17 protein-coding genes are annotated in these 21,814 nt (G+C 38.6%); 10 read left to right on the plus strand and 7 right to left on the minus strand.

The window, feature by feature from the left end; genetic code table 11:
• The first annotated feature begins 66 nt into the window (after window positions 1-66).
• A complete protein-coding gene (gene pgeF / locus ACFIKB_RS04020) occupies window positions 67-858 on the plus strand; it encodes a peptidoglycan editing factor PgeF (protein WP_375635717.1) in 792 nt (263 codons plus the stop codon).
• Between the two features lie 482 nt (window positions 859-1,340).
• Complete coding sequence (locus ACFIKB_RS04025; protein WP_375635718.1) at window positions 1,341-2,273, plus strand: ribose-phosphate pyrophosphokinase; 933 nt, start codon at window positions 1,341-1,343, stop codon at window positions 2,271-2,273.
• On the opposite strand, the gene ACFIKB_RS04030 is transcribed toward ACFIKB_RS04025, so the two are convergent.
• Complete coding sequence (locus ACFIKB_RS04030; protein ID WP_375648325.1) at window positions 2,270-3,769, minus strand: helicase HerA domain-containing protein; 1,500 nt, start codon at window positions 3,767-3,769, stop codon at window positions 2,270-2,272. The genes ACFIKB_RS04025 and ACFIKB_RS04030 overlap by 4 nt on opposite strands.
• Window positions 3,770-4,061: 292 nt before the next feature.
• On the opposite strand from ACFIKB_RS04030, the gene ACFIKB_RS04035 reads away from it, so the two are divergent.
• A complete protein-coding gene (locus tag ACFIKB_RS04035) occupies window positions 4,062-4,691 on the plus strand; it encodes a 50S ribosomal protein L25/general stress protein Ctc (RefSeq protein WP_375647048.1) in 630 nt (209 codons plus the stop codon).
• Between the two features lie 75 nt (window positions 4,692-4,766).
• Window positions 4,767-5,348, plus strand: a complete 582-nt coding sequence (gene pth / locus ACFIKB_RS04040) for an aminoacyl-tRNA hydrolase (protein WP_375635720.1) — start codon at window positions 4,767-4,769, stop codon at window positions 5,346-5,348.
• Between the two features lie 236 nt (window positions 5,349-5,584).
• Here pth and ACFIKB_RS04045 read toward each other — a convergent pair whose 3' ends face one another.
• Entirely contained in the window at window positions 5,585-6,328 is a 744-nt protein-coding gene (locus ACFIKB_RS04045) for a L,D-transpeptidase (protein ID WP_375652882.1), read from the minus strand.
• 267 nt (window positions 6,329-6,595) lie between these two features.
• Here ACFIKB_RS04045 and ychF point away from each other — a divergent pair, with 267 nt between their 5' ends.
• Complete coding sequence (gene ychF / locus ACFIKB_RS04050) at window positions 6,596-7,699, plus strand: redox-regulated ATPase YchF (protein WP_012754883.1); 1,104 nt, start codon at window positions 6,596-6,598, stop codon at window positions 7,697-7,699.
• A 158-nt stretch (window positions 7,700-7,857) separates the two neighbouring features.
• Here ychF and ACFIKB_RS04055 read toward each other — a convergent pair whose 3' ends face one another.
• From ACFIKB_RS04055 to petA, 4 genes are all read right to left on the minus strand, one after another.
• Window positions 7,858-8,298, minus strand: a complete 441-nt coding sequence (locus ACFIKB_RS04055) for a PRC-barrel domain-containing protein (RefSeq protein ID WP_012754882.1) — start codon at window positions 8,296-8,298, stop codon at window positions 7,858-7,860.
• 102 nt (window positions 8,299-8,400) lie between these two features.
• Window positions 8,401-9,294: a cytochrome c1 gene (locus tag ACFIKB_RS04060; protein ID WP_375652884.1), complete on the minus strand. Its 894-nt coding sequence runs from the start codon at window positions 9,292-9,294 to the stop codon at window positions 8,401-8,403.
• On the minus strand, window positions 9,288-10,544 hold the full coding sequence (locus ACFIKB_RS04065; RefSeq protein WP_375647053.1) for a cytochrome bc complex cytochrome b subunit: 1,257 nt from the start codon (window positions 10,542-10,544) through the stop codon (window positions 9,288-9,290). The genes ACFIKB_RS04060 and ACFIKB_RS04065 overlap by 7 nt, the downstream gene beginning before the upstream one ends.
• A gap of 4 nt (window positions 10,545-10,548) precedes the next feature.
• Complete coding sequence (petA, locus tag ACFIKB_RS04070; protein WP_375652885.1) at window positions 10,549-11,097, minus strand: ubiquinol-cytochrome c reductase iron-sulfur subunit; 549 nt, start codon at window positions 11,095-11,097, stop codon at window positions 10,549-10,551.
• A gap of 727 nt (window positions 11,098-11,824) precedes the next feature.
• On the opposite strand from petA, the gene ACFIKB_RS04075 reads away from it, so the two are divergent.
• On the plus strand, window positions 11,825-12,301 hold the full coding sequence (locus tag ACFIKB_RS04075) for a tRNA (cytidine(34)-2'-O)-methyltransferase (RefSeq protein ID WP_375635724.1): 477 nt from the start codon (window positions 11,825-11,827) through the stop codon (window positions 12,299-12,301).
• Between the two features lie 594 nt (window positions 12,302-12,895).
• Here the strand turns inward: ACFIKB_RS04075 and ACFIKB_RS04080 are convergent.
• A complete protein-coding gene (locus ACFIKB_RS04080) occupies window positions 12,896-14,149 on the minus strand; it encodes a CCA tRNA nucleotidyltransferase (RefSeq protein WP_375635725.1) in 1,254 nt (417 codons plus the stop codon).
• A gap of 249 nt (window positions 14,150-14,398) precedes the next feature.
• Between ACFIKB_RS04080 and ACFIKB_RS04085 the strand changes: the two genes are divergently transcribed.
• Genes ACFIKB_RS04085 through ACFIKB_RS04100 form a run of 4 tightly spaced genes read left to right on the plus strand, consistent with a single transcriptional unit; the run spans window position 14,399 to window position 21,230 of the window.
• On the plus strand, window positions 14,399-15,430 hold the full coding sequence (locus ACFIKB_RS04085; RefSeq protein WP_375652886.1) for an AAA family ATPase: 1,032 nt from the start codon (window positions 14,399-14,401) through the stop codon (window positions 15,428-15,430).
• Window positions 15,431-16,342 (plus strand): DUF58 domain-containing protein, encoded by a 912-nt coding sequence (locus ACFIKB_RS04090; protein ID WP_375652888.1) that lies wholly within the window; start codon window positions 15,431-15,433, stop codon window positions 16,340-16,342. It abuts the gene before it with no gap.
• On the plus strand, window positions 16,339-19,137 hold the full coding sequence (locus ACFIKB_RS04095) for a DUF4159 domain-containing protein (RefSeq protein ID WP_375652889.1): 2,799 nt from the start codon (window positions 16,339-16,341) through the stop codon (window positions 19,135-19,137). The genes ACFIKB_RS04090 and ACFIKB_RS04095 overlap by 4 nt, the downstream gene beginning before the upstream one ends.
• The gene (locus tag ACFIKB_RS04100) at window positions 19,134-21,230 is read left to right on the plus strand and encodes a glutamine amidotransferase (protein ID WP_375652891.1); all 2,097 of its coding nucleotides are present in this window, start codon (window positions 19,134-19,136) and stop codon (window positions 21,228-21,230) included. The genes ACFIKB_RS04095 and ACFIKB_RS04100 overlap by 4 nt, the downstream gene beginning before the upstream one ends.
• Window positions 21,231-21,814 lie beyond the last annotated feature (584 nt).

The raw sequence follows: 21,814 nt of genomic DNA on the forward strand, positions 1-21,814 counted from the left end.
GAAATATTCATTGATAAATATGAACATCTCCACCCTCACTTCAAATAATCTCCATAAGGAACTTTTATGAAATCTATCCCTCATCCCATTCTTGCAAAAAATCTTTCTACTTTACACACCCATGGGATAGAACATGGTTTTTTTACTCGTCAAGGTGGTGTTTCAAAAAGCCTTTACCAAAGCCTTAATGTTGGACAAAGCTCAAATGATCACCCTGAACATATTACACAAAACCGCACTTTGGTCGCTCATTATTTTGATGTTGAGATACAAAATTTAGTCACTGTCAATCAAATACACTCTTGTGAAGTCATTGTCGTTGATAAAGCTTTTATCGGCTCCCCTCCTAGAGCCGATGCTCTCGTTACCACCACACAAGAACTCGTAATCGGCATTCTTACAGCAGATTGTGGACCCATTCTGTTTGCTGATCCACAAGCAGGTGTCATCGCTGCAACTCATGCTGGCTGGCGCGGAAGCTTAAATGGAATTATCGAGAAAACAATTGCTGTTATGGAAAAACAAGGTGCCAAAAGACAATCAATAACAGCAGTCCTTGGACCTTGTATTGGTCCTTGTCACTACGAAGTAACAAGTGAATTTTACGACCAATTTATTGATTGCCACTGCAAATACCAAAAATATTTTATAAAAACAGACAAAATAAATCACTTTTACTTTAATCTGTGGGCATTCATTATGAATCAACTCATCAAAGCAGGCGTTAATGCTTCTTGTGTGGAGCTTTGTACCTACAAAGATGAAAAGCGTTTTTTCTCCTATCGCCGTGCAATCCACCGCAGCGAACCTGATTACGGACGGCAAATTTCTGCTATTATGCTAAAAAATAAAAAATGATCCTCTTTTATGCTTTAAAACAATACCAAAACTGCAAAACTAAACTTTTTACTCAAATGTAAAAATAAATCCCATTGTATTTTGCTTTGCTTTTTTTACAAAATTATTTACCAGCCCATAAAATATGATAGCTTTTGCTCTGAATCATTTTCAATGTTTGGTTATAATGATTGAAGGCAAGATGATACTCCTCTTTTTTACTCCTCTTCATTCATCTTAAATATGAAACATTCCCCATATTGAAAGCATTTTTTTATAAAGTAATAACCAAAAAGCTTAATCAATACGTATTTCTTTGTCACATGGAGAAAAAACTTTGCTCTAAAAGAAACAAACTTTTGGAAAAAGAGAAAACATACCGCATAGCTCTTTAACAATAATCAATAAAATTGTAAGGCTTTTGTAATTGTTCTCTTGCAATTTAATAAAAAGAAATTAAAAACCGTGTCGCATTCCCACCATGATAATTCAGAGGTTCTACTATGAAACTTTTCTGCGGAAATTCTAATCCACGCCTAGCTGAAGATGTTGCAAATTATTTGAACATCCCCTTAGGAAAAGCCACCGTAAAACGTTTCGCTGATCAAGAGATTTTCGTAGAATTGCATGAAAATGTGCGTGGACAGGACGTGTTTGTTTTGCAATCTACATCCTATCCAGCCAATGATCACTTGATGGAATTACTCATCATGATCGATGCGCTTCGTCGTTCTTCGGCACGTCGCATCACAGCTGTTATCCCTTATTTTGGCTATGCCCGCCAAGACCGTAAACCTGGTCCGCGTACTCCCATTTCCGCAAAACTTGTTGCCAACCTGATTACTGAAGCAGGGGCCCATCGTGTTTTAACATTGGACCTTCATGCAGGACAAATTCAAGGTTTTTTTGATATCCCTACGGATAATCTCTATGCTGTTCCTGTTATTTCTCGCGATGTCAAAGTACATTATTCTCTTGAAAATGTTATTGTTGTTTCACCTGATGTGGGTGGTGTTGTACGCGCACGCTCGCTCGCCAAGCGTTTGAATAGTTTGCTTGCTATTGTAGATAAACGTCGTGAACGTCCCGGTGAATCAGAGGTTATGAATATCATTGGAGATGTATCGGGAAAAGATTGCCTTTTGCTTGATGATATTGTTGATTCAGGTGGAACTTTATGCAATGCAGCAAGTGCTCTGCTTAAACATGGTGCCAATAGTGTCACGGCTTATATCACGCACGGCGTTCTTTCTGGTAATGCAATCGAACGAATTACCAATTCAGAGATGAAAGAATTGGTTATTACAGATTCAATTATGCCAACACAAACTATTGAGAAAGCCCATAATATTCGTGTTTTGCCCATTGCCGACCTTATTGGGGAAGCAATTGCAAGGACAGCAGCAGAACAATCGGTTTCCAGCTTATTTGGTTAAAGGGGTTCCTTGGGGTCTCCTGGTGCTGTTTCAACACCAAGATCAGGAAATGCAACAATACGTTGGCCACTAAAATGCGTATGAATAACAATAAGACCACGCTCTTCAAAGTAGGTTAAAAGTCGGCGTGCACGGCTTAAAGAATGAGTCCCATAAAGACGTGCTAAAAATGCATCGGATGGACATGGCTTTCCCCCTAATGCAGCCTGTGCTACATTCAAGAAGACTCCTTGGACATCTTCTTCTAAACTTTCTGATATCTGCAAAATATGTTTCCAATGTTCACTGACAGCCGTTTGTTCATCAACAAAAGCCTGAGCAATAGCCAATTTACGCCGAAATTGTGAAAGATTAAAAGGAACCTTTGACATACCATGGATACGACAACGAACTGAAAAATCTTGATAAAGCACCGCTGTTGAACGATAAAAAGCCTCAGAATCCTCAAGAATTTCCCGAATAATATGTTCTGCTTGGCCGTCACGCTCAACATCAGAAAGTTCAGGAAATAAACTCGGGGTTTCTTCCAACAACTCTTGTTTTTTATGCACTACCTCCTCTAACATCTCGTGCATTGATTTTTCCCTCATCGGCTCTCGTGTTTGTTTAAATGGCTTTAAAATTTCCTCTGGTGAAGCAGTAAAAACGAGCTCTTGCACATCATCCCGCTCTGTTGGAAGTGGCATTAATTTAGGGCTAGAAGAGCGTGCCAAAGTTTCAACAGAACCGATAATGATTGGTAAAGGACGTCGTGATAAAGCGGGGCCTAAAGCTATAAAATTCCCCCGCTCAAGATCTCTAAACATTTCCGCTTGGCGGCGCTCCATTCCTAAAAGATCAGCAGCGCGTACCATATCAATATCTAAAAAAGTCCGCCCTATTAAAAAGTTTGAAGCTTCAGCAGCAACATTTTTGGCCAACTTAGCCAATCGTTGTGTCGCAATAACACCAGCAAGACCACGTTTACGCCCTCGACACATAAGATTGGTCATAGCACTAAGAGAAATCTTACGTGCTTCATCAGAAACTTCTCCTGCCGCAGTTGGAGCAAACAATTGTGCTTCATCGACAACGACAAGCATAGGATACCAATAATCACGTTCCACATCAAACAGTGCTCCAAGGAAAGCCCCTACAGCACGCATCTGTTGTTCAGTATCCAAACCTTCAAGATTAAATACCACTGAAACCCGATGTTGTCGAATGCGATGGGCAATACGAGTCAATTCTAATTCACTACGTTGAGCCTCTACAATAACATGACCAAATTTATCTGCCAAAGTTACAAAATCGCCTTCTGGATCAATTACACAATGCTGAACCCACTTAGCACTTTGCTCCAAAAGACGGCGTAAAAGATGTGATTTCCCTGAACCGGAATTACCTTGTACAAGAAGACGTGTCGCCAATAACTCTTCCAGATCAAGAAGTGCTGGCATCGATTTATGCAAAGCACGACTCTCTGACATCTCACCCAAGGCAATCTCAACCTTCATAACATCTCCAGTGTTTGATTTTGAACATATCAGTGCCAGCGCATATTGGCTGATTCTCCATCCACGCCGTAATTTGTAACATTTCCTCCTTTTTAAGGGTAGAAATCATCGATTTTTCCCACAACTCTTGCATCTATGAATAGTTTGAATTATAGAACAAACTTCTGTGTAGACACCCTTGGAGGCAACGCAGAATGGAGCGATCGCTGTTAGTTAGCGCATATCTTCATATCCATGCAAAAACTATTACTGTTTTTGAAGGATCTCCAATCATGTAAAAAGGACTTAAATTATGAGCAAAAGCTACACTCTTAAGGCCGAAAAACGCGAACGGGTTGGTAAGGGGTCCTCCCGTGAACTTCGCCGCAACGGTCTTATTCCTGCTGTCATTTATGGTGAAAAACAACCTCCCTTGGCAATAACAGTTCCCTATAAAGAAATTTTCTACAAAATTCATGCCGGTGGCTTTCGTACCACCATTGCAACGATTATTCTTGACAAGCAAAAAATTATGGTTTTGCCAAAAGATTATCAATTAGATCCCGTGCGTGACTTTCCCCTCCATGTAGATTTCTTACGCATTTCAGCAAAATCCGTTGTAGAAGTGAATATTCCTGTCCACTTCCTCAATGAAGATACAGCACCTGGACTTAAAAAGGGTGGTGTCCTCAATATTGTTCGGCACGAAATTGAATGTACGGCTCCAGCAAGTGCTATTCCTGAAGCTATTGAAATTGATCTCTCCAGCTACTCTATTGGTGACTCTATTCACATTTCAGCAGTGCAACTGCCAAAAGATGTGACTCCCATCATCCAAGATCGAGATTTTACCATTGCAACCATTGCAGCTCCTGCTGGCATGGATGTCAGTGATGAAACTTCTGAACAAGAAGATGAAGAAGAAGACACGCAAACTTCATAAAACTCAAAAGGCGGAAATTTTTCCGCCTTAATTTATGAGACATTACCCTTACTCATACTTTGACTGAAGATACACATGTGGCTTATTGCTGGTCTTGGCAATCCTGGTTTACAATATCAAAATAACCGCCATAATATCGGTTTTATGGCTGTTGATGCCATCTATCAGTCCTTCTCTTTTTCTCCATGGTCGAAGAAGTTTCAAGCAGAAATCTCTAATGGTTTCATAAATAATGAGAAAATTTTTCTTATAAAACCGCAAACTTTCATGAATCTCTCTGGTCAAGCTATCGGTGAAGCTTTGCGATTTTATAAATTAGATCTGAAGAATTTGATCATCATTTATGATGAGTTAGACCTGTCACCGGGAAAAGTTCGTATAAAAATTGGTGGAGGAAATAATGGGCATAATGGTATTAAGTCTATTGATGCCCATTGTGGCACTGACTATTGTCGTATACGCATAGGAATTGGTCATCCTGGAAGCAAAGAACTTGTTCATCAGCATGTTCTGGGAAATTTTACCAAATCTGATCAAGAATGGTTATCCCCTCTCTTAGAGACAATTGCAAAAAATATCGCTCTCCTTATAAAAGATGACAAATCCCTCTTTATGAATGAAATTTCACAAACGATAAAAAACAATCAAAACCATTGACTTGCGTGTCACAGTCGCGTGAAGCATATGGATAAGAACTCTTGAAAAAAATGTCTCTTATACACTTTCTCAAAGGCAAAATCTGTTGGCAACCTGAGAAGCTAGAAAATAAAATAAGAATACAAGCTTATACACACTTTTGAAAAAGAAAGGCTTATATTCTCTTTTGAGAGAAAGAGAAGATTGAACAGCAAACCAAAATACTCAAACAGTTCTCTTCAATTTTCTCCCCCAAATTAAAAAAATTCATTTGGCTGAATGGTCGACTGTAGCGGATCATAGCCATTTGATTGTTGACTATAAACTGTAGGAATACTCCTATTGTTTTGTAAGACCACAACACGCGAACCAACGGGAACACGATCATAAAGATCAATAATATCTTGATTAAGCAAACGAATACACCCACTTGAAATAGCACGCCCAATTGACCACGATTCGTGTGAGCCATGAATACGGAAAAGTGTATCTTTCCCATTTTTGAACAAATAAAGTGCCCGCGCACCTAATGGATTATCGGGTCCTGGTGGCATTCCTTTCCCAAGATGACCATAACGTTCTGGTTCTCGAGCCATCATAGCTGCAGTAGGAGCCCAATTTGGCCACCGACGCTTGCGCTGTACAACCCCTTCACCTTCAAATGCTAAACCTTCCTTACCGACCCCAATCCCATAACGTAAAGCCTTTCCATTTTCACCAATAAGGTAAAGAAAACACTCTTGCGTATCTACAACCAATGTTCCAGGTGGATAAGATGTATAATAAATCACTTCTTGTCGCCAAAACTTTGGATCAATTGTCGCAAGATCAACAGCAGGTAACAAATAGGTCTCATTCGTTACAGGACCGTACAAAGCCTGTATTTCTGGTGGAATGTATCGAACTTGTTGAAAAGGAACTGATGACATATCTGACTGATGTGTAGCACATCCAGCTAAAGCCAAAAGTGCTGCAATTAAAAAGACACAACGAGATAACACTCTTCTATTTTCTCCGATTAATTATTTATGCAGATTTGCATACCATGAAAAACTTAGCACATTATTAACATTAATTCGAAGTTTTCTTATCCTTGAGACTAAGGAGAGCATTAAGATAAGAAGAACTAAGGTAAAAAAAGCAGATTATCTGTTACTTTAGACTTTTTTCTCACTTATCGCAACACAAAGACTATAACTCTTCTGAAAATATGCTATAAAAAAGAAGCTTTATCTTGACTATAAAATCAAAAGAAAAGAAAAATTCTCATGGGCTTTAAATGCGGTATTGTCGGATTACCTAATGTTGGGAAATCAACTCTTTTTAATGCATTAACAAAAACAGCCACTGCACAGGCTGCCAATTATCCTTTTTGTACCATTGAACCCAATACCGGTGAAGTTGCTGTTCCAGATTTACGAATGGAAAAAATTGCATCAATCGCTGGTTCAAAAGAAATAATTCCTACACGCATTAACTTCGTCGATATTGCGGGGCTTGTACGAGGAGCTTCAAAAGGCGAAGGTTTAGGAAACAAATTTTTAGCCAATATTCGCGAAGTCGATGCCATTGTCCACGTTTTACGCTGTTTTCAAAATGAAGATATTACCCATGTAGAAGGACGTATTGATCCTGTTTCTGATGCCACAACCGTTGAAACCGAACTCATGCTTGCCGATCTTGAGAGCCTTGAGCGACGAATCGTACAAATCCGTAAACGTGCGACCGGAAAAGACAAAGAAGCTCTCACAATTTTACCCATTATGGAAAAAGCATTAAACATACTGCAACAGGGAAACCCTGTCCGGTTATTACTCAAAGATATCTCTTCCGATGAACACCACATTCTTAAGAGTTTGAATCTTTTAACCTCCAAGCCTGTACTTTATGTTTGTAACGTAAGCGAAAATGACGCCGCTCATGGAAATAGCTTTACCCAAACAGTTGAAAAAATGGCAACAGAGCAAAATGCGCAAAGCATTATCATTTCTGCTTCTATCGAAGCGGAAATCACACAACTGAGTGATGCTGAAGCATCAGAATATCTCAATGCTCTAGGACTCTTTGAACCAAGTTTAAATCGCCTTATTCGTGCTGGTTACCATTTACTTGATCTCATTACTTACTTCACCTGTGGGCCTAAGGAAACACGAGCATGGACAATTACGCGTGGTACAAAAGCTCCCCAAGCAGCTGGCGTTATTCACTCAGATTTTGAGCGCGGTTTCATTCGTGCCCAAACCATCAGCTACAATGACTATATTGCTCTGGGTGGAGAAAGCGGTGCAAAAGAAGCAGGAAAAGCCCGCGATGAAGGAAAAGAATACATTGTGCAAGATGGCGATGTCATGTTATTTAAACATAATACTTAAATCTTCACTCTGTCTTAATAGTTTATCTTGAAAACTTTGTAATAGGTCCTTGGAATCTTGTCGCAAAAGCTCCCAAGAATTTTTTGAACAAAAAAAACGTTGCTAGCATATTATTATGATAGCAACAGTTTTATCCATTAAAGAATGGGAATATAAAATTAGCGCGTCCAACGCCCTTCGTATTTAAATGTTGGAGCGTCCTTTAAAGAATCCTTTGTCGCATTTGTAATGAGTTTCCATTTACCATAATCATTTGTCATCTGGATTGTTTCTGGAGAAACGACCACATAACTCTCGCCTATGCCAAGAAAACCACCAACAGCAACAACAAACCCTGCAATATTATTTTCACGTAAAATAATATCTTTTACTTCACCAATATTTTCATCTTCTATATTATATACATTGGCGCCTATAAGGCTGGAAGCAACAAAATCCGTTGCTAAAGGTGTCACATAACGCACAGACTTATCTACCCCCACCTGTACAATACCCGTCGAAGAGATCATTTCAGGTTTTGAAGGCACTTCAAAAGACTGAGCGTAAGTACTAGAAACCATCAAAATTGACATAAGAGTAGTACATGCAATTTTTTTCATTTTAACATCTCCGTTTTTACTTTATAAAACCTCAATGCATCATAAACAGATTTGTTCCTTATGCTCTTTATACTCTATACTCTTTCAAGCCTTGTCGCTTTATCATTTTCTCTTTATTTCGTCTTTTGTTTCTTTCTCTAACTCTTCTTCTAAACCACACCAAATACGATTTTTTAAAATATAAACAAGCCCTGCAAAAATGATTAAAAATAAAATAACACGAAAACCGGTTTTTTTACGAATTTCCATATGAGGATCGGCAGCCCACATCAAAAAAGCAGAAACATCGCGCGCGTAATGTTCAATGATTTCTGGGGTTCCATCTTCATAAGCAACCATACCATCACTCAAAGGAGGAGCCATAGTTAAAGAATTACCGGCAATAAAATAAGGATTATACCAATAACCATCCGCAATTTTTATCTCCTTCGGTGCCTTCTGATATCCTGTTAAAAGAGCTGTAATATAATCTGGACCAGCTGTATCATAATGAGCCAATGCATCAGTAATTAAAGCAGGAAACGGCAAAGATACACCACGTGCACGTGCCATCAATGACAAATCTGGAGGATAAGCACTATTTAAAATAAATCTTGCTTCTTCTTCATGTGCAAAGGGAGAAGGAAAATAATCCGTTGCAACCCCAGCACGTTTAAAAAATTTTCCTTCTCGATTAGGACCATCGCGCACTTCATATTGCCGCGCCAAAGCTTTAATCTGTTCTTGATCATACCCAAGAGCTTTTAAATTGCGAAAAGCCACATATTTTAGCCCATGGCAGGTGGAACAAACTTGTTTATAAACCTTTAATCCACGCCTCAATTGCGCCTTATCATAAAGCCCAAATGGACCTGAAAAACTCCATTCTTGTTTTTTAGGAATCCTTAAAGGAAAAGAAATAAATTCCTCCTCCTGATCAGAGGCATCCCCCGCTAAACTCTGAGCAGAAAAGCTCATAGCAACGATAACAATCAGTCCGACAAAAACATTTACCATAGTCTCTTTTTTTTCTGTTTTAAATCTTGCATAATTGAAGAAGGAAGAGAACAATTTTTTTCAAACGCTGGCAAAGTCGGCAAAATAACCAAAAAAAATATAAAATAATAAACCGTAGCTAATTGCGTCCATAAAAGGATTTTGTCATTTATTTCTCTTGACCCCAACCAACCAAGGAAAACGACATCAATAACCAACGCCCAAAAGAAAATTTTATAAACAGGTCGATATCTTGCTGAACATATTTTAGAGCGGTCTAACCATGGCACAAAAATTAAAATGCAAATCGAACTGACAAATAAAACAAAGCCCACAAAAGTTGAAGGGAAAATACCAATATCAAAAGTTATAGCACGAAGTATCGCATAAAAAGGCAAAAAATACCATTCTGGAACCACACGAAGAGGTGCCTTTAAAGGATCTGCCACACTATAATTTTCAGCCTGCCCCATATAATCAGGCATATAAAACAAAAACCAGGCAAAGAAGATCAGAAAAACAGTAATAGCAAAAATATCTTTGATAAGCGCATAAGGTGAAAATGGAACCGTTTCCTTATCTGATTGTATAGCAAGACCCGTTGGATTGCCTTGCCCAACACAATGGATTGCCCAAATATGCAGCCCCACAAAAAGAAGCAAAACAAATGATAAAACATAATGGAAAACATAAAAACGATTCAACGTTGGTTGTCCTACGCCATAACCACCCAGAAGTGTCTCATGCAACCATGTCCCCACAAAAGGTATCGTTTTTAAAAGCCCTGCAATCACTGAAGCCGCTGAAATAGACATCATCCCCCAAACAAGCACATAACCAAAAAATGCTATTGCCATCATGATGATATAAATAAAAATACCTGTAACCCACACCATTTCTCGCATATTTTTATAAGAACCATAATAAAGTCCACGTGCCAAATGGATATAAACAGCAATAAAAAAAAACGAAGAGCCTACAGAATGCCATGGACGAAAAAGCCAACCAAACTGCCCTTCACGCCGAAATCGTTCACTAGTTTCAAAAGCCAAATGAATATCTGGAACATAATGCATAGCCAAGACAATACCAGTCAAGAGCTGTGATAAAAGCATAATGGTCAAAATACCGCCAAATGTGTAAAAGTAATTAAGATTACGCGGAACAGGAAAAATCACAAATGTATTATAAAAAAAACGAGGAAGAGGAAAACGCTTATCAAACCAACGAGCAAGAGCATTTTTAGGACAATAAGGAGGAAACCTTGTCATAACCTTATCCTATTTTGAGCAAAGTATCAGAAAGAAATTGGTAAGGTGGAATAGCCAAATTATAGTTAGCTGGACCTGACCGCACTCTTCCAGCGGTATCGTAAACAGATCCATGACAGGGACACAACCATCCTCCAAATTTACCCGATTGCCCAAGTGTTACACAGCCTAGATGCGTACAAAGATTAATAACAATAAGCCAATTTTCACGTCCTTTACCTGCTGAACGCGCAAAATCTGTTGCTTCTTTTTCACCTTCAAGATTAGGATTGCGCGCTTGACGATCTTTTAGAAGACTCAATTCAGTAGCGCGCGCATCAGCAATTTCTTTTGTTGTACGGTTTCGAATAACAACAGGCTGTCCTCGCCACTTTACCGTCACCGACATCCCCTCTTCAATACCAGAAAGATCAACCTCAACAGAGGAAGATGCCAAAACAGCTTGATCTGGACGCAACTGACGGATAAAAGGCCACGCAATCGCTCCCATTCCAACTGCTCCTGCAACAGCTGTTACCAAAAACAGAAAATCCCGCCTCGTTTGCTCACCCATGGACTTAACTTAAAGAGACTATTTGCTAAAACATTCTTCTACCATACCCTCTCCCATTGTACAATGCTTGATCACTCAGTTGCATCAACCATAAAAACATCCCCGTAAAAAACTTCTGCCATTTGTATGGTCTATACAAAAAACTGTTTTATAATGATAATTCATCGTTTTACAGAGTGAATGAAATCCTGAAACACCGTAAGTTTCTTTCATTTCAAACCTATTCATATTAATCAATCAAAATTACTCCCCCGCCTGTGAAAAACGGAGATAGCGTGTAAATAAACACTCCTAAAGAAAGAAACATAGTCTTATTATGACCAGATCTCAGTAAATAAGTTGAGCTTATCGGTTATTTCTTTAACACATTTACAGCATCTCTCCCTCCCTCAATTCCAACTGGTTGAATGAGTATTTTTTCCGCTTCTGCTTTTGCATAAAAAGCATATTTTGTTGATTTTCATTAAAATGGATGATCTAACCTCATTAAATATCCCACTTTTCAACATAATGAGCCAATCCATTTCATGTATCGCTCAATAAAAGGAAGTCCCTAATAGGGAGATTCTCTCTTATCCCAAACAAACCTGTGTACATAACTTTTTCCCTGAAATTTAAAGTGAATAAAAATAAAACATAAAAAAACATGTATTTCTCAAAGCATATTTTTCGAATAAATTGTAACGCTTCTTTACAAAGTTGAAAGAAAAATCATATTACAGAGAACATGACACTTCATATAGCTCTTTTCCAACCTGATATCGCTGGTAATACCGGAACGATTTTACGTCTTAGCGCTTGTTTTGGTTTACATGTGCACATTATTGAACCCGCAGGCTTTAATCTGTCGGATCGTAATCTCAAACGCGCAGGATTGGATTATCTCGAATATGCTTCCTTAGAACGACACATTGATTGGCAACATTTTATAAGCTCCATGAAACACTTTAACCGCCGTCTGTTGCTTTTAAGTACAAAAGCAAAAACATGCTATACGCAGATATGCTATCAAAAAAATGATGTTTTACTTTTTGGTCGTGAAACAGCTGGCGTTCCCGATTATGTTCATGAAACGGCCGATTACACATTGAAAATTCCCATGCAACCACAGGCACGCTCTCTAAATCTCGCCATGTGCGTAGCCATAACAACGGGAGAAGCATTACGCCAAATTGGTTATCATGAAAGAAACTGTAATCTATAAAAACACAACAATTCCATTAAAATCTTTAATAGAACAATAAAAATACATGAAATATGGTTTTAAATAATTAAAAAAATCTTTTTTATAGAATATAGATAGTAATTAAAAGCGCATAAAGTTCAATAATACTTTTGGAATAACTTATAGAATGCCTATAAAAACTCATAAATTATCACGAAAAACAATATACAACATATCAAGAATAGTTAGAGCGTATAACGCTTATCATTTTCCAACAATCAAGTGCTGATAAAATAACATTTCTTAGTGCCCATCACATCCATTTCATATCACCACTTATGAATGATTAAATACTCCTCATAGTAAAAATCCATTGGACATCCCCCTCTTTATGCTCATACAAAGTGCAAACTGCTATCATTATTCTCTTTATCCGTTTTCACTTTCGAGAATCCTTATCTTTGAGATGGTTCATAAGAGACATTTTTTCTCTCTGTAATCATTTTTCCTCACACGGCTTCCCCCACTTGTAACGTGTAAGGCTATAATTTGGATTTATGTAATATGAACAGGTTTGAAATAACCTCACAATATTCGGAGCTCTTGTTTCACATGACGAATAATGAATTATTATTATAAATCAATTTTTTCTAATAATGCATGACGATCCATTAAAAATCCGCTTTCGACCCATATCATTTCTAACTCTTTAAGCTTTTTTCCTAAAAGCACACCTTTAGCAAAACCTTTCTTTATTAAATCGTTACCATTAATGGGAAAAGTTGGAATCTGCCATTTTTTGGCAAGCTGATGAAGCTTGACATAATCCTCTGCTCTTTGCAAAGCATCACTTTTTTCCAGATTATCGAGATGTGATGCAGCGACAGACAACGATAATTGATCTAAAACTGGCTGTCGTCCATGAAAATAAATCAGTTTTTGCACAAAATGATCAGAACAGTTTTGGTTTATTATTTCTAACTCTGCCCATTCTTTTAATCGTGTTGTTTCTTTATGGGAAAAATGCAAGCGCTGTGCCATTTCATGAAGACGTATGGGGTCAGGAGGAAGAAGGCTTTCTAGCCGTAACAATGGATCAACTTTCCAACCAAAAGCGTGTTCTGTCTTCACCAATGCGTGAATTGCATCAATACCCCATCGTTCTGTTTCAGGAAAAATAAGTGCCAAAATTCTGCTTTGTCGCATCCATAAAAGAGCACGCGTTGGATCAAACGCCGCAAGAAGCTTTTTCATTTCTGCCCAAATACGTTCAGAAGAAAGTTTTTTTAAACCGTGTTTTAAACTAACACATGCCTTCAATCCTTGTACATCAGGTCGCCCTGCTCCATACCATGCAAAAAAGCGAAAAAAACGTAAAATACGCAAATAATCTTCGCAAATACGATCTTCTGCAATCCCAATAAAACGAACTGTTCGGCTAGCAATATCACTCAAACCTCCCACATCATCATAAAGATTGCCAGCAGCATCACAATAAAGCGCATTTATCGTAAAATCACGCCGTTCAGCATCTTTTTTCCAATCACGACCAAATGCCACTTTTGCATGACGACCATCTGTTTCAATATCGCAGCGAAGCGTTGTAACCTCATAAGAACATGAATGAGCAACTACTGTTATTGTACCAAAAGCAATCCCTGTAGGAATAGCTTTAAATCCTGCTTCTTCTACACGTGTAATAACCTGTTGCGGCAAACAAGTTGTTGCAATATCAATATCACTAATAGGCTGCCCTAGCAGTTGATTGCGCACTGCTCCCCCTACAATACGCGCCTCTTCTCCCTCCAAAGACAAAACACGAAGAAGTGTTTGGATATCCTTTTGTTGTAACCACGCAACCTGTTTGAAGTCCTGTCTTATATTCACCCTTTAACCTTTCAAAAAAGTTGTCTTCATTGCTTTAAAGAACTCTCTTCATAAAACAAAATTTTTAAGACATCCCTTATAAAACACGTCTATTCCTTCCAAAAAAAACTTTTCTCTTCTTGTATACGAATATGAAAAAAATGGCATATGATACTTCATTTCTTCTCATTTTCTGTTACAAACAATAAAATATCCATTATCATGCAGAGAAAATTACCATTTTTGCGACAAACGCCTTAAGGAAGAAATATGAGTCAACATGATCTATCATCCAATTCTGTAAAAAAGGTCAATATCAATCATGAGGCTCAAGTCATTATTGATGATATTGATATGGCACACAAAGAATTGGATATTTTACAACAAGAAATTGACAAAGTTATTTTTGGGCAAAGTCAGGTAATCGAATATGCTTTAATCTCTATTTTTGCTGGTGGTCACGCCCTTCTTGTCGGTGCTCCAGGACTTGCAAAAACACGTCTTGTTGAAACATTGGGAACAGTCTTAGGGCTTGATGAAAAACGCATCCAATTTACTCCTGACTTAATGCCATCGGATATTATTGGTTCTGAAATTATGGATTCCGATAAAGACGGTAAACGTTCTTTTCGGTACATTCAAGGTCCTATTTTCACGCAACTTCTCATGGCCGATGAAATCAATCGTGCTTCCCCACGGACACAGTCAGCCCTTTTACAAGCTATGCAAGAATATCATGTTACTGTTGCAGGTATCCGTTATGATTTGCCACAACCTTTTCATGTTCTTGCAACGCAAAATCCTCTCGAACAAGAAGGGACCTATCCACTTCCTGAAGCACAACTGGATCGCTTTTTGATGCAAATCGATATTGACTATCCTGACCTCACAACAGAGCGACGGATCATTTTAGAAACAACAAAAGAAAAAAAATCAAATGCAAAACCAATTTTATCCGCCAAAAAATTGCAAAAAATTCAAAATATCGTTCGCAAAATGCCTCTTTCAGAAAATGTGATCGAAGCTATTTTAAAAATTGTCCGCTCAACTCGCCCTCATAAAGACAATAGCCTTGCTAATACTTATGTTTCTTGGGGACCTGGTCCACGGGCATCACAAGCCCTTTCACTTTGTGTTCGCGCCCGTGCTCTTTATTATGGACGCTTAGCCCCCTCACTTGATGATGTTGAAGCATTAGCCTATCCCGTATTACAACACCGCATGGCTCTTAATTTTTCTGCCCGTGCTGAAGATGTAACTGTAAAAGATATTATCAATAACCTTGTGAAAGATGTTCTTTGAATGGCTATTGGCAAAAAAGTTTTACAAAAGCCTCCATTGTCGCTGGCAAATGAACTGCATAAGGATACTGGCAAAATGCCATATTTCCTTTTACAAGCACGTCATATCGCTAATACACTGATAACCGGATGGCATGGACAACGCAAACGCGGTAATGGGGAAAACTTTTGGCAATTTCGTCCCTATGTTGAAGGAGAATCCATTACCCGCATTGATTGGCGGCGCTCAGCGCGTGATGAAAATACATATCTCCGCGAACACGAATGGCAAATGACACAAACCGTTTGGCTCTGTCCTGATCAGAGCGCATCAATGCATTACTGTTCGCGCTTTTCTAAAATCTCTAAAGGTAATCATGCCATTATTCTTACCCTTACCCTAGCATCACTTCTTGCTCGCAGTGGCGAACATATTGCTATTCCAAACTTAATGTCCCCCACAATGACATCCAATGTCGTAGAGCGAATAGCCTTTGCTTTAGAAAATCATTCAGATGAAAATTCATTTCCGGATTTTTCAACGATTACACGCTTTTCACATGTCGTTATAATGAGTGATTTTCTCGACTATCCTGAAAAAATCATCCAACATTTAACCGTTTTAACTACAAAACAGGTGACAGCTCATTTAATTGAAATTTCTGATCCCGCAGAAGAAAGCTTTCCCTACGCAGGTCACACAGAATTTTTTGATCCTGAAACGAAAGAGAAACATGTTTCCACAAAAGCAGAAGATCTTCGTAAGAGCTATTGTAAACTATATCACGCAAGGCGACAAGAGTTGGCAAATTTTTGCGCACGTCAAGGATGGTCTTATCACGTTAGTAAAACGGATCAACCTTTAACAGAGACCATTTTTCATCTTGCAAATACAATGGGCGACTCTCCATTGCAAAAAAGGAGGGCCCTTTGAGTTTTGCTGCTCCCTTTCTGTTACTAGGGCTTTTGTTCCTACCGGTCATTTGGTGGCTGTTGCGGATAACTCCTCCATCTCCGCGTAAAGAGCTTTTTCCTCCGTTACGCTTCTTACCCAAACCAACTCATCAGCAGGAAACAGCAAAACATACACCTTGGTGGTTGCTCTTGTTGCGTTTAACCATAGCGGCACTTGTTATCATAGCGTTAGCACGCCCCACGTGGGATCAAAAACCAATCAGCTTTTCCGGATCTCAACCCCTTGCACTCATTATTGATAATGGTTGGGCTTCTGTAAAAGAATGGAAAAAGCGCATCTCTATCGCTGAAATGCTCCTTGCTCAGGCAGAAAAACAGCAAAAAAATATTTATCTTATTGCAACGGCTGAAAATGATATCTCCAATATAGAGCCGCAACCCGCCAAGATTATAAAACAGCATTTAATGCATTTGCAACCGCGTCCTTGGCCTGTCAACCGTGTGCACGCACTGAAAAAACTCAGAAAAATAACCAAAGGAAAACCTCTTGATGTTGCTTATTTAAGTGATGGATTACAAACAAATGAAGATGAGCAAGCTTTTGCTTTGCTTGAAGAATTAAAACCTGAAAAATTCTTATGGTATTTGGCTGATATTTCCGATTTAATCGGCATAACATCCGTAGAAAATAACGATGGAAGCATGGTCGCGCGTATTATCCGCTCAACAACACACGGCAAAACTTCCGCTACACTCAACCTCTACGATTCAAACAATCAACTTCTCGGTCAATTTACGAAAAATTTCTCTGAAGGAGAAACAACAGCTCTTGTTCCTTTTGATGTACCACTTGAACTACGTAATGATATCGCTTGGATAAAAATGAATAATCAAAACCATGCTGCTGCAACTTTCTTGGTAGACAGCCATAACAAGATAAGCCGTGTTGCTCTTCTATCACCCGATACCAATGAAATGGCACAGCCTTTACTTTCTCCATTTTATTACATTATCAAAGCATTACAGAAATATACACAGCTTATAACCGCCGGTGGAAGAGAGCTTTCAACGGATATTGATTATTTGCTTAAACAAAATCCATCTGTTTTCATTATGAGCGACATGGTTAACATGCCTGAAAAAGCAGAAAAAAAACTTTCTGATTTTGTGAATAAAGGGGGAACACTCATCCGCTTTGCAGGAGAAAAACTCAGTAGTGCAGAACATTATGATAGTCTCCTTCCGATACCGCTACGTCAGGGGCAACGTTTCCTTGGAAGTATTATGTCTTGGACGAAACCACAAAAGCTTGCCCCTTTTGCAAAAAATAGCTTTTTCTTTGATCTTCCTTTTCCAGAAGATGTCACTGTCTCGCGCCAAATCCTCGCAGAACCAACCCCAGATCTTTTTGAAAAAACGTGGCTTAGCCTTTCGGATGGAACCCCTCTTATTACCGCAGCAAAACGTGGTAAAGGAACCCTCATTCTCATTCATGTTGCTCCTGACCCCACATGGTCTAATCTTCCTCTTTCTGGCTTTTTTGCACAAATGTTGCAAAAACTAATCACATTAGGGTCTAACGAAAACACAAACCTAACACACAGAGAAAAAAGAACAATGGTACAAAACCCGTGGCGAACCATAACCGCTGACGGACAATTACAAGTACCGCCCTCTCATGTTGTTCCACTGGTCTTTGACTCTCAAAATCCACCCCATCCTTCCTATAATACCCCCCCAGGACTTTATGGTGTCAAAAGCGATTTTTATGCACTCAATCTCTTAACTCGTTCGTCGCACTTGATGAAACAATCATCATTGCCAACTTCTCTTAATAAAAGCCCTTTATCTTACGATACAAAAGAAAAAAATCTTATCGGTCCACTTTTAGGATTAGCCATCTTATTATTCGCCTTTGACAATTTTCTCATTTTATGGATGGGAGATATTTTTTCTTTCATGAAACGGCGTAATATGTTTCTCCTCCCTTTTATAAGTCTTATTGCCTTGTTTTCATATGATCCAACTCTTTATGCACAAACGAAAGAAAATCATCATGATAGTGTACAAGCTGCTGGTGCAACACATCTTGCCTATGTTATAACCAATAATCATGAAATTGATACAACGAGTAAAAGTGGTCTAGAAGCGTTAAGTCAATTTATCGCAGAACGTACAATGCTTACCCTAGGCTCTGTTACAGCACTTGATCTCGATAAAGATGAACTCTCTTTTTATCCTCTTATTTACTGGCCAATTGATGTTAAGAGTCCTATACCTACTCCCAAAAGTCTTGAAAAAATAAATAACTTTATGAAACATGGGGGAACAATTTTATTTGACACACGCGATCAGATAAAGAGCAATCTTAATCTTGAAGGAGATGCCACTCCAGAAACGCAACGATTACGAGATATCTTAAAAGAGTTAAATATTCCATCCATTGAGCCAGCATCAACGGATCATGTTGTTGCACGTTCTTTTTATATTATGCCAGATTTTCCTGGTCTCTACCGTGGTTCACCTTTATGGATTGAATCCTCATCAACAAACAAAAAAAATAAAAATTCTCTTGCTAGCGGTGATAATGTAAGTTCTCTTCTCATCACCGCCAATAACTTTGCCGGTGCTTGGGCACTGGATGAAAAAGGGACATGGAAATATCCCCTTGTTCCCAATGATCCAATGCAACGTCTATGGGCATTTCGTGCAGGTTTAAATATTGTCCTTTATGTTCTTACAGGAAACTATAAAGCGGACCAAGTTCATGTTCCAGCACTCTTGGAACGCTTTAAAAGAGAAAGAAGGCAATGATATCATTTTTCACTTTTCAGCCTTTTTTACCACTCATTTGGATTCTGTTCTTAAGTGGAATATCGATGCTTTTTGTCGTTGTTGGTCTTGTTACGCAACGTCAAGGTTCTTTATTTCGTCTGATGGCATTAAGCGCCCTCATCCTTGCTTTGCTCAATCCAATGATCATAAAAGAACAGCGCGAACCACTGAAAAGCACAGTAGGTATTGTCATTGACCGCAGCAAAAGCCAAACATTTGGAACACGTACAAACGATAGTGATGAAGCGCGCGCGCAATTAACGCAAGCATTGGCGCATTATCCACAATTTGAACCACGCTTTATTGAAGCTGGAAAACTTGCTGATAATCAGTATGCGCCCTCAACGAATTTGTTTGATGCTTTAACACAAGCAGTATCTGATGTGCCGTCCTCTCGTTATGCAGGAACCATTTTTATCACCGATGGACAAGTACATGACATCCCTTCCATTTCAGACCTTCATCATAAAGCACCTCTCAATGCTCTGATTACAGGACACTCAGATGAATTTGATCGCCAAATCAAGTTTATTTCTCCTCCACGCTTTGCCCTTGTCAACAAACCACAAACGCTCTCCATTTTGGTAGAAGATAAAGGCCCCGCCAAAAAAACAATACCACAGAAAGCAAATATTACACTAAGCGTCAATGGACAAGACATTGGCCATTATTCTGTAACTCCTGGCGTGATTTTTCAAACTGAAATTACCCTTCCTCATGCTGAAAAAAATATTATCCAAGTGATAACCGATCCACACAAAGGTGAACTAAGCTTCGAAAACAACCGCGCCATAACAATCATTGAAGGAATCAGAGAAAATTTACGCGTTCTTCTTATTTCAGGTGCTCCTTATAATGGAGAACGGACATGGCGAGACCTTTTGAAAGGTGACTCCAATATTGATCTTGTTCACTTTACTATTTTACGTCCTCCCACCAAAGCAGATAATACGCCCTTAAGCCAATTATCCTTGGTGGTCTTTCCGACAAGAAAACTCTTTGTTGAAGAGATTAATAACTTTGATCTCATTATCCTTGATGGCTACCAGCACTCTGCTGCCCTACCCTTAATCTATTATGATTATATCGCCCAATATGTACAAAAGGGGGGTGCATTGCTGATGGTAACAGGACCTGAATTTACAAAAAACAACTCACTTGCGAAAACACCTTTAATAAGCATTCTACCGGCATTGCCCAATGGAACTATTATTGAAAAGCCTTTTCGCCCCACATTAACCAAAGAAGGTGAACGCCATCCTGTCACAAGGGGCCTTGCAACACTTAACCTTCCAGCTTCTCAATGGGGGCAATGGTTGCGACAAATTGCTATTCAAAACATAAATAACGGAATCGCCCTCATGAAAGGAGCCGATGAACAACCACTTTTACTTCTCGCGCATGTTGATAAAGGACGTGTAGGCATGTTGCTCTCCGATGAAAGTTGGCTTTGGGCACGAGGTTTCGAAGGCGGCGGTCCTTATGCAGCTCTTTATCGTCGTATTGCCCATTGGCTCATGAAAGAACCAGAGCTTGAGGAAGAAAAATTAAGTGCAACTAGCAGCCATCATCATTTAACAATTCACCGCCAAACTCTAAAAGACCATCCAGAACCCGCTGAAATAACCTTTCCTTCTGGAAAAAAAGAACATATCACTCTCACCAAAGAGCAAGAAGGTCTCTTCAGCGCAACTGGGACCACTAATGAAACAGGAATTTTTACCATTAAAAATGGCGATTTAACAATACTTTCTTCTGTAGGGATGCTCGATAATCTTGAATTGTTTGACTTAATTTCAACACAAGAAAAACTAGCCCCCATTATTAAACACACCGGTGGTTATATCGGACGGTTACATCCTGAGGGAAAAGAAAACATTCATCTTCCTCCATTCAAGCTGATTCAATCAAAAATAAACCCGTCTTCTTCCCCAGCACATTCAATTATTCTGAAAGAAGCGACAGAAACCCGTTTAATTAATACCTTTTATTTTTCGATATTTTCTGGTTTCTTGGCGCTGCTTGCTTGCCTTTTACTGTTGAGCAGCATGTGGTATCGTGAAAGCCGTTGAAAAATCTGAAATTTCGTATAATAGTCTTAAAATTTAGCTTATTTTTTTGTGTATTTTCTTGTCTTTTACAATTAGATAAAAACATTGATCTATAATGATAATTTATCATTATAGTCATATTGAGTCATTATTCCCTGTAGGATTTTTCTTTTTTGTAATACTTTCTATATTAAATTAATTAAAATCACTCGCTTGCACATCATTAAAAGAGGTCTGTATGAATAAAAACCATTGAAGAAAAGAGTAAAGTACCTCTTATGAATCCTCTTAAAGCAAGGATTTTCACAAAATTGGGAGGGGAATAGTATAATGGTTTTACTTTGCACCTTGTATAAATGTAAAATGGTGGCGCATAATAAGCCTTATAAACGGGGCTTTTCATAGTATTGAGAACTTTCGTGAAATGGAATCAAGCGCACTGGGAAATATCTCTTCAAAACAAATATATGAATGTACAGCACAATGATATTTTATTTGGGATATTCCTCTTGAATCGTTCTGTTTTGCGTGAAAAAATCTCCCATTAAAAGCAATACATGGCAGCCCAAAACCGTAAAAATTCCTGATAAATACAATACATTCTT

The sequence above is a fragment of the Bartonella sp. MR110HLJHH genome (assembly GCF_042194225.1).
Classification (GTDB): Bacteria; Pseudomonadota; Alphaproteobacteria; order Rhizobiales; family Rhizobiaceae; genus Bartonella; species Bartonella grahamii.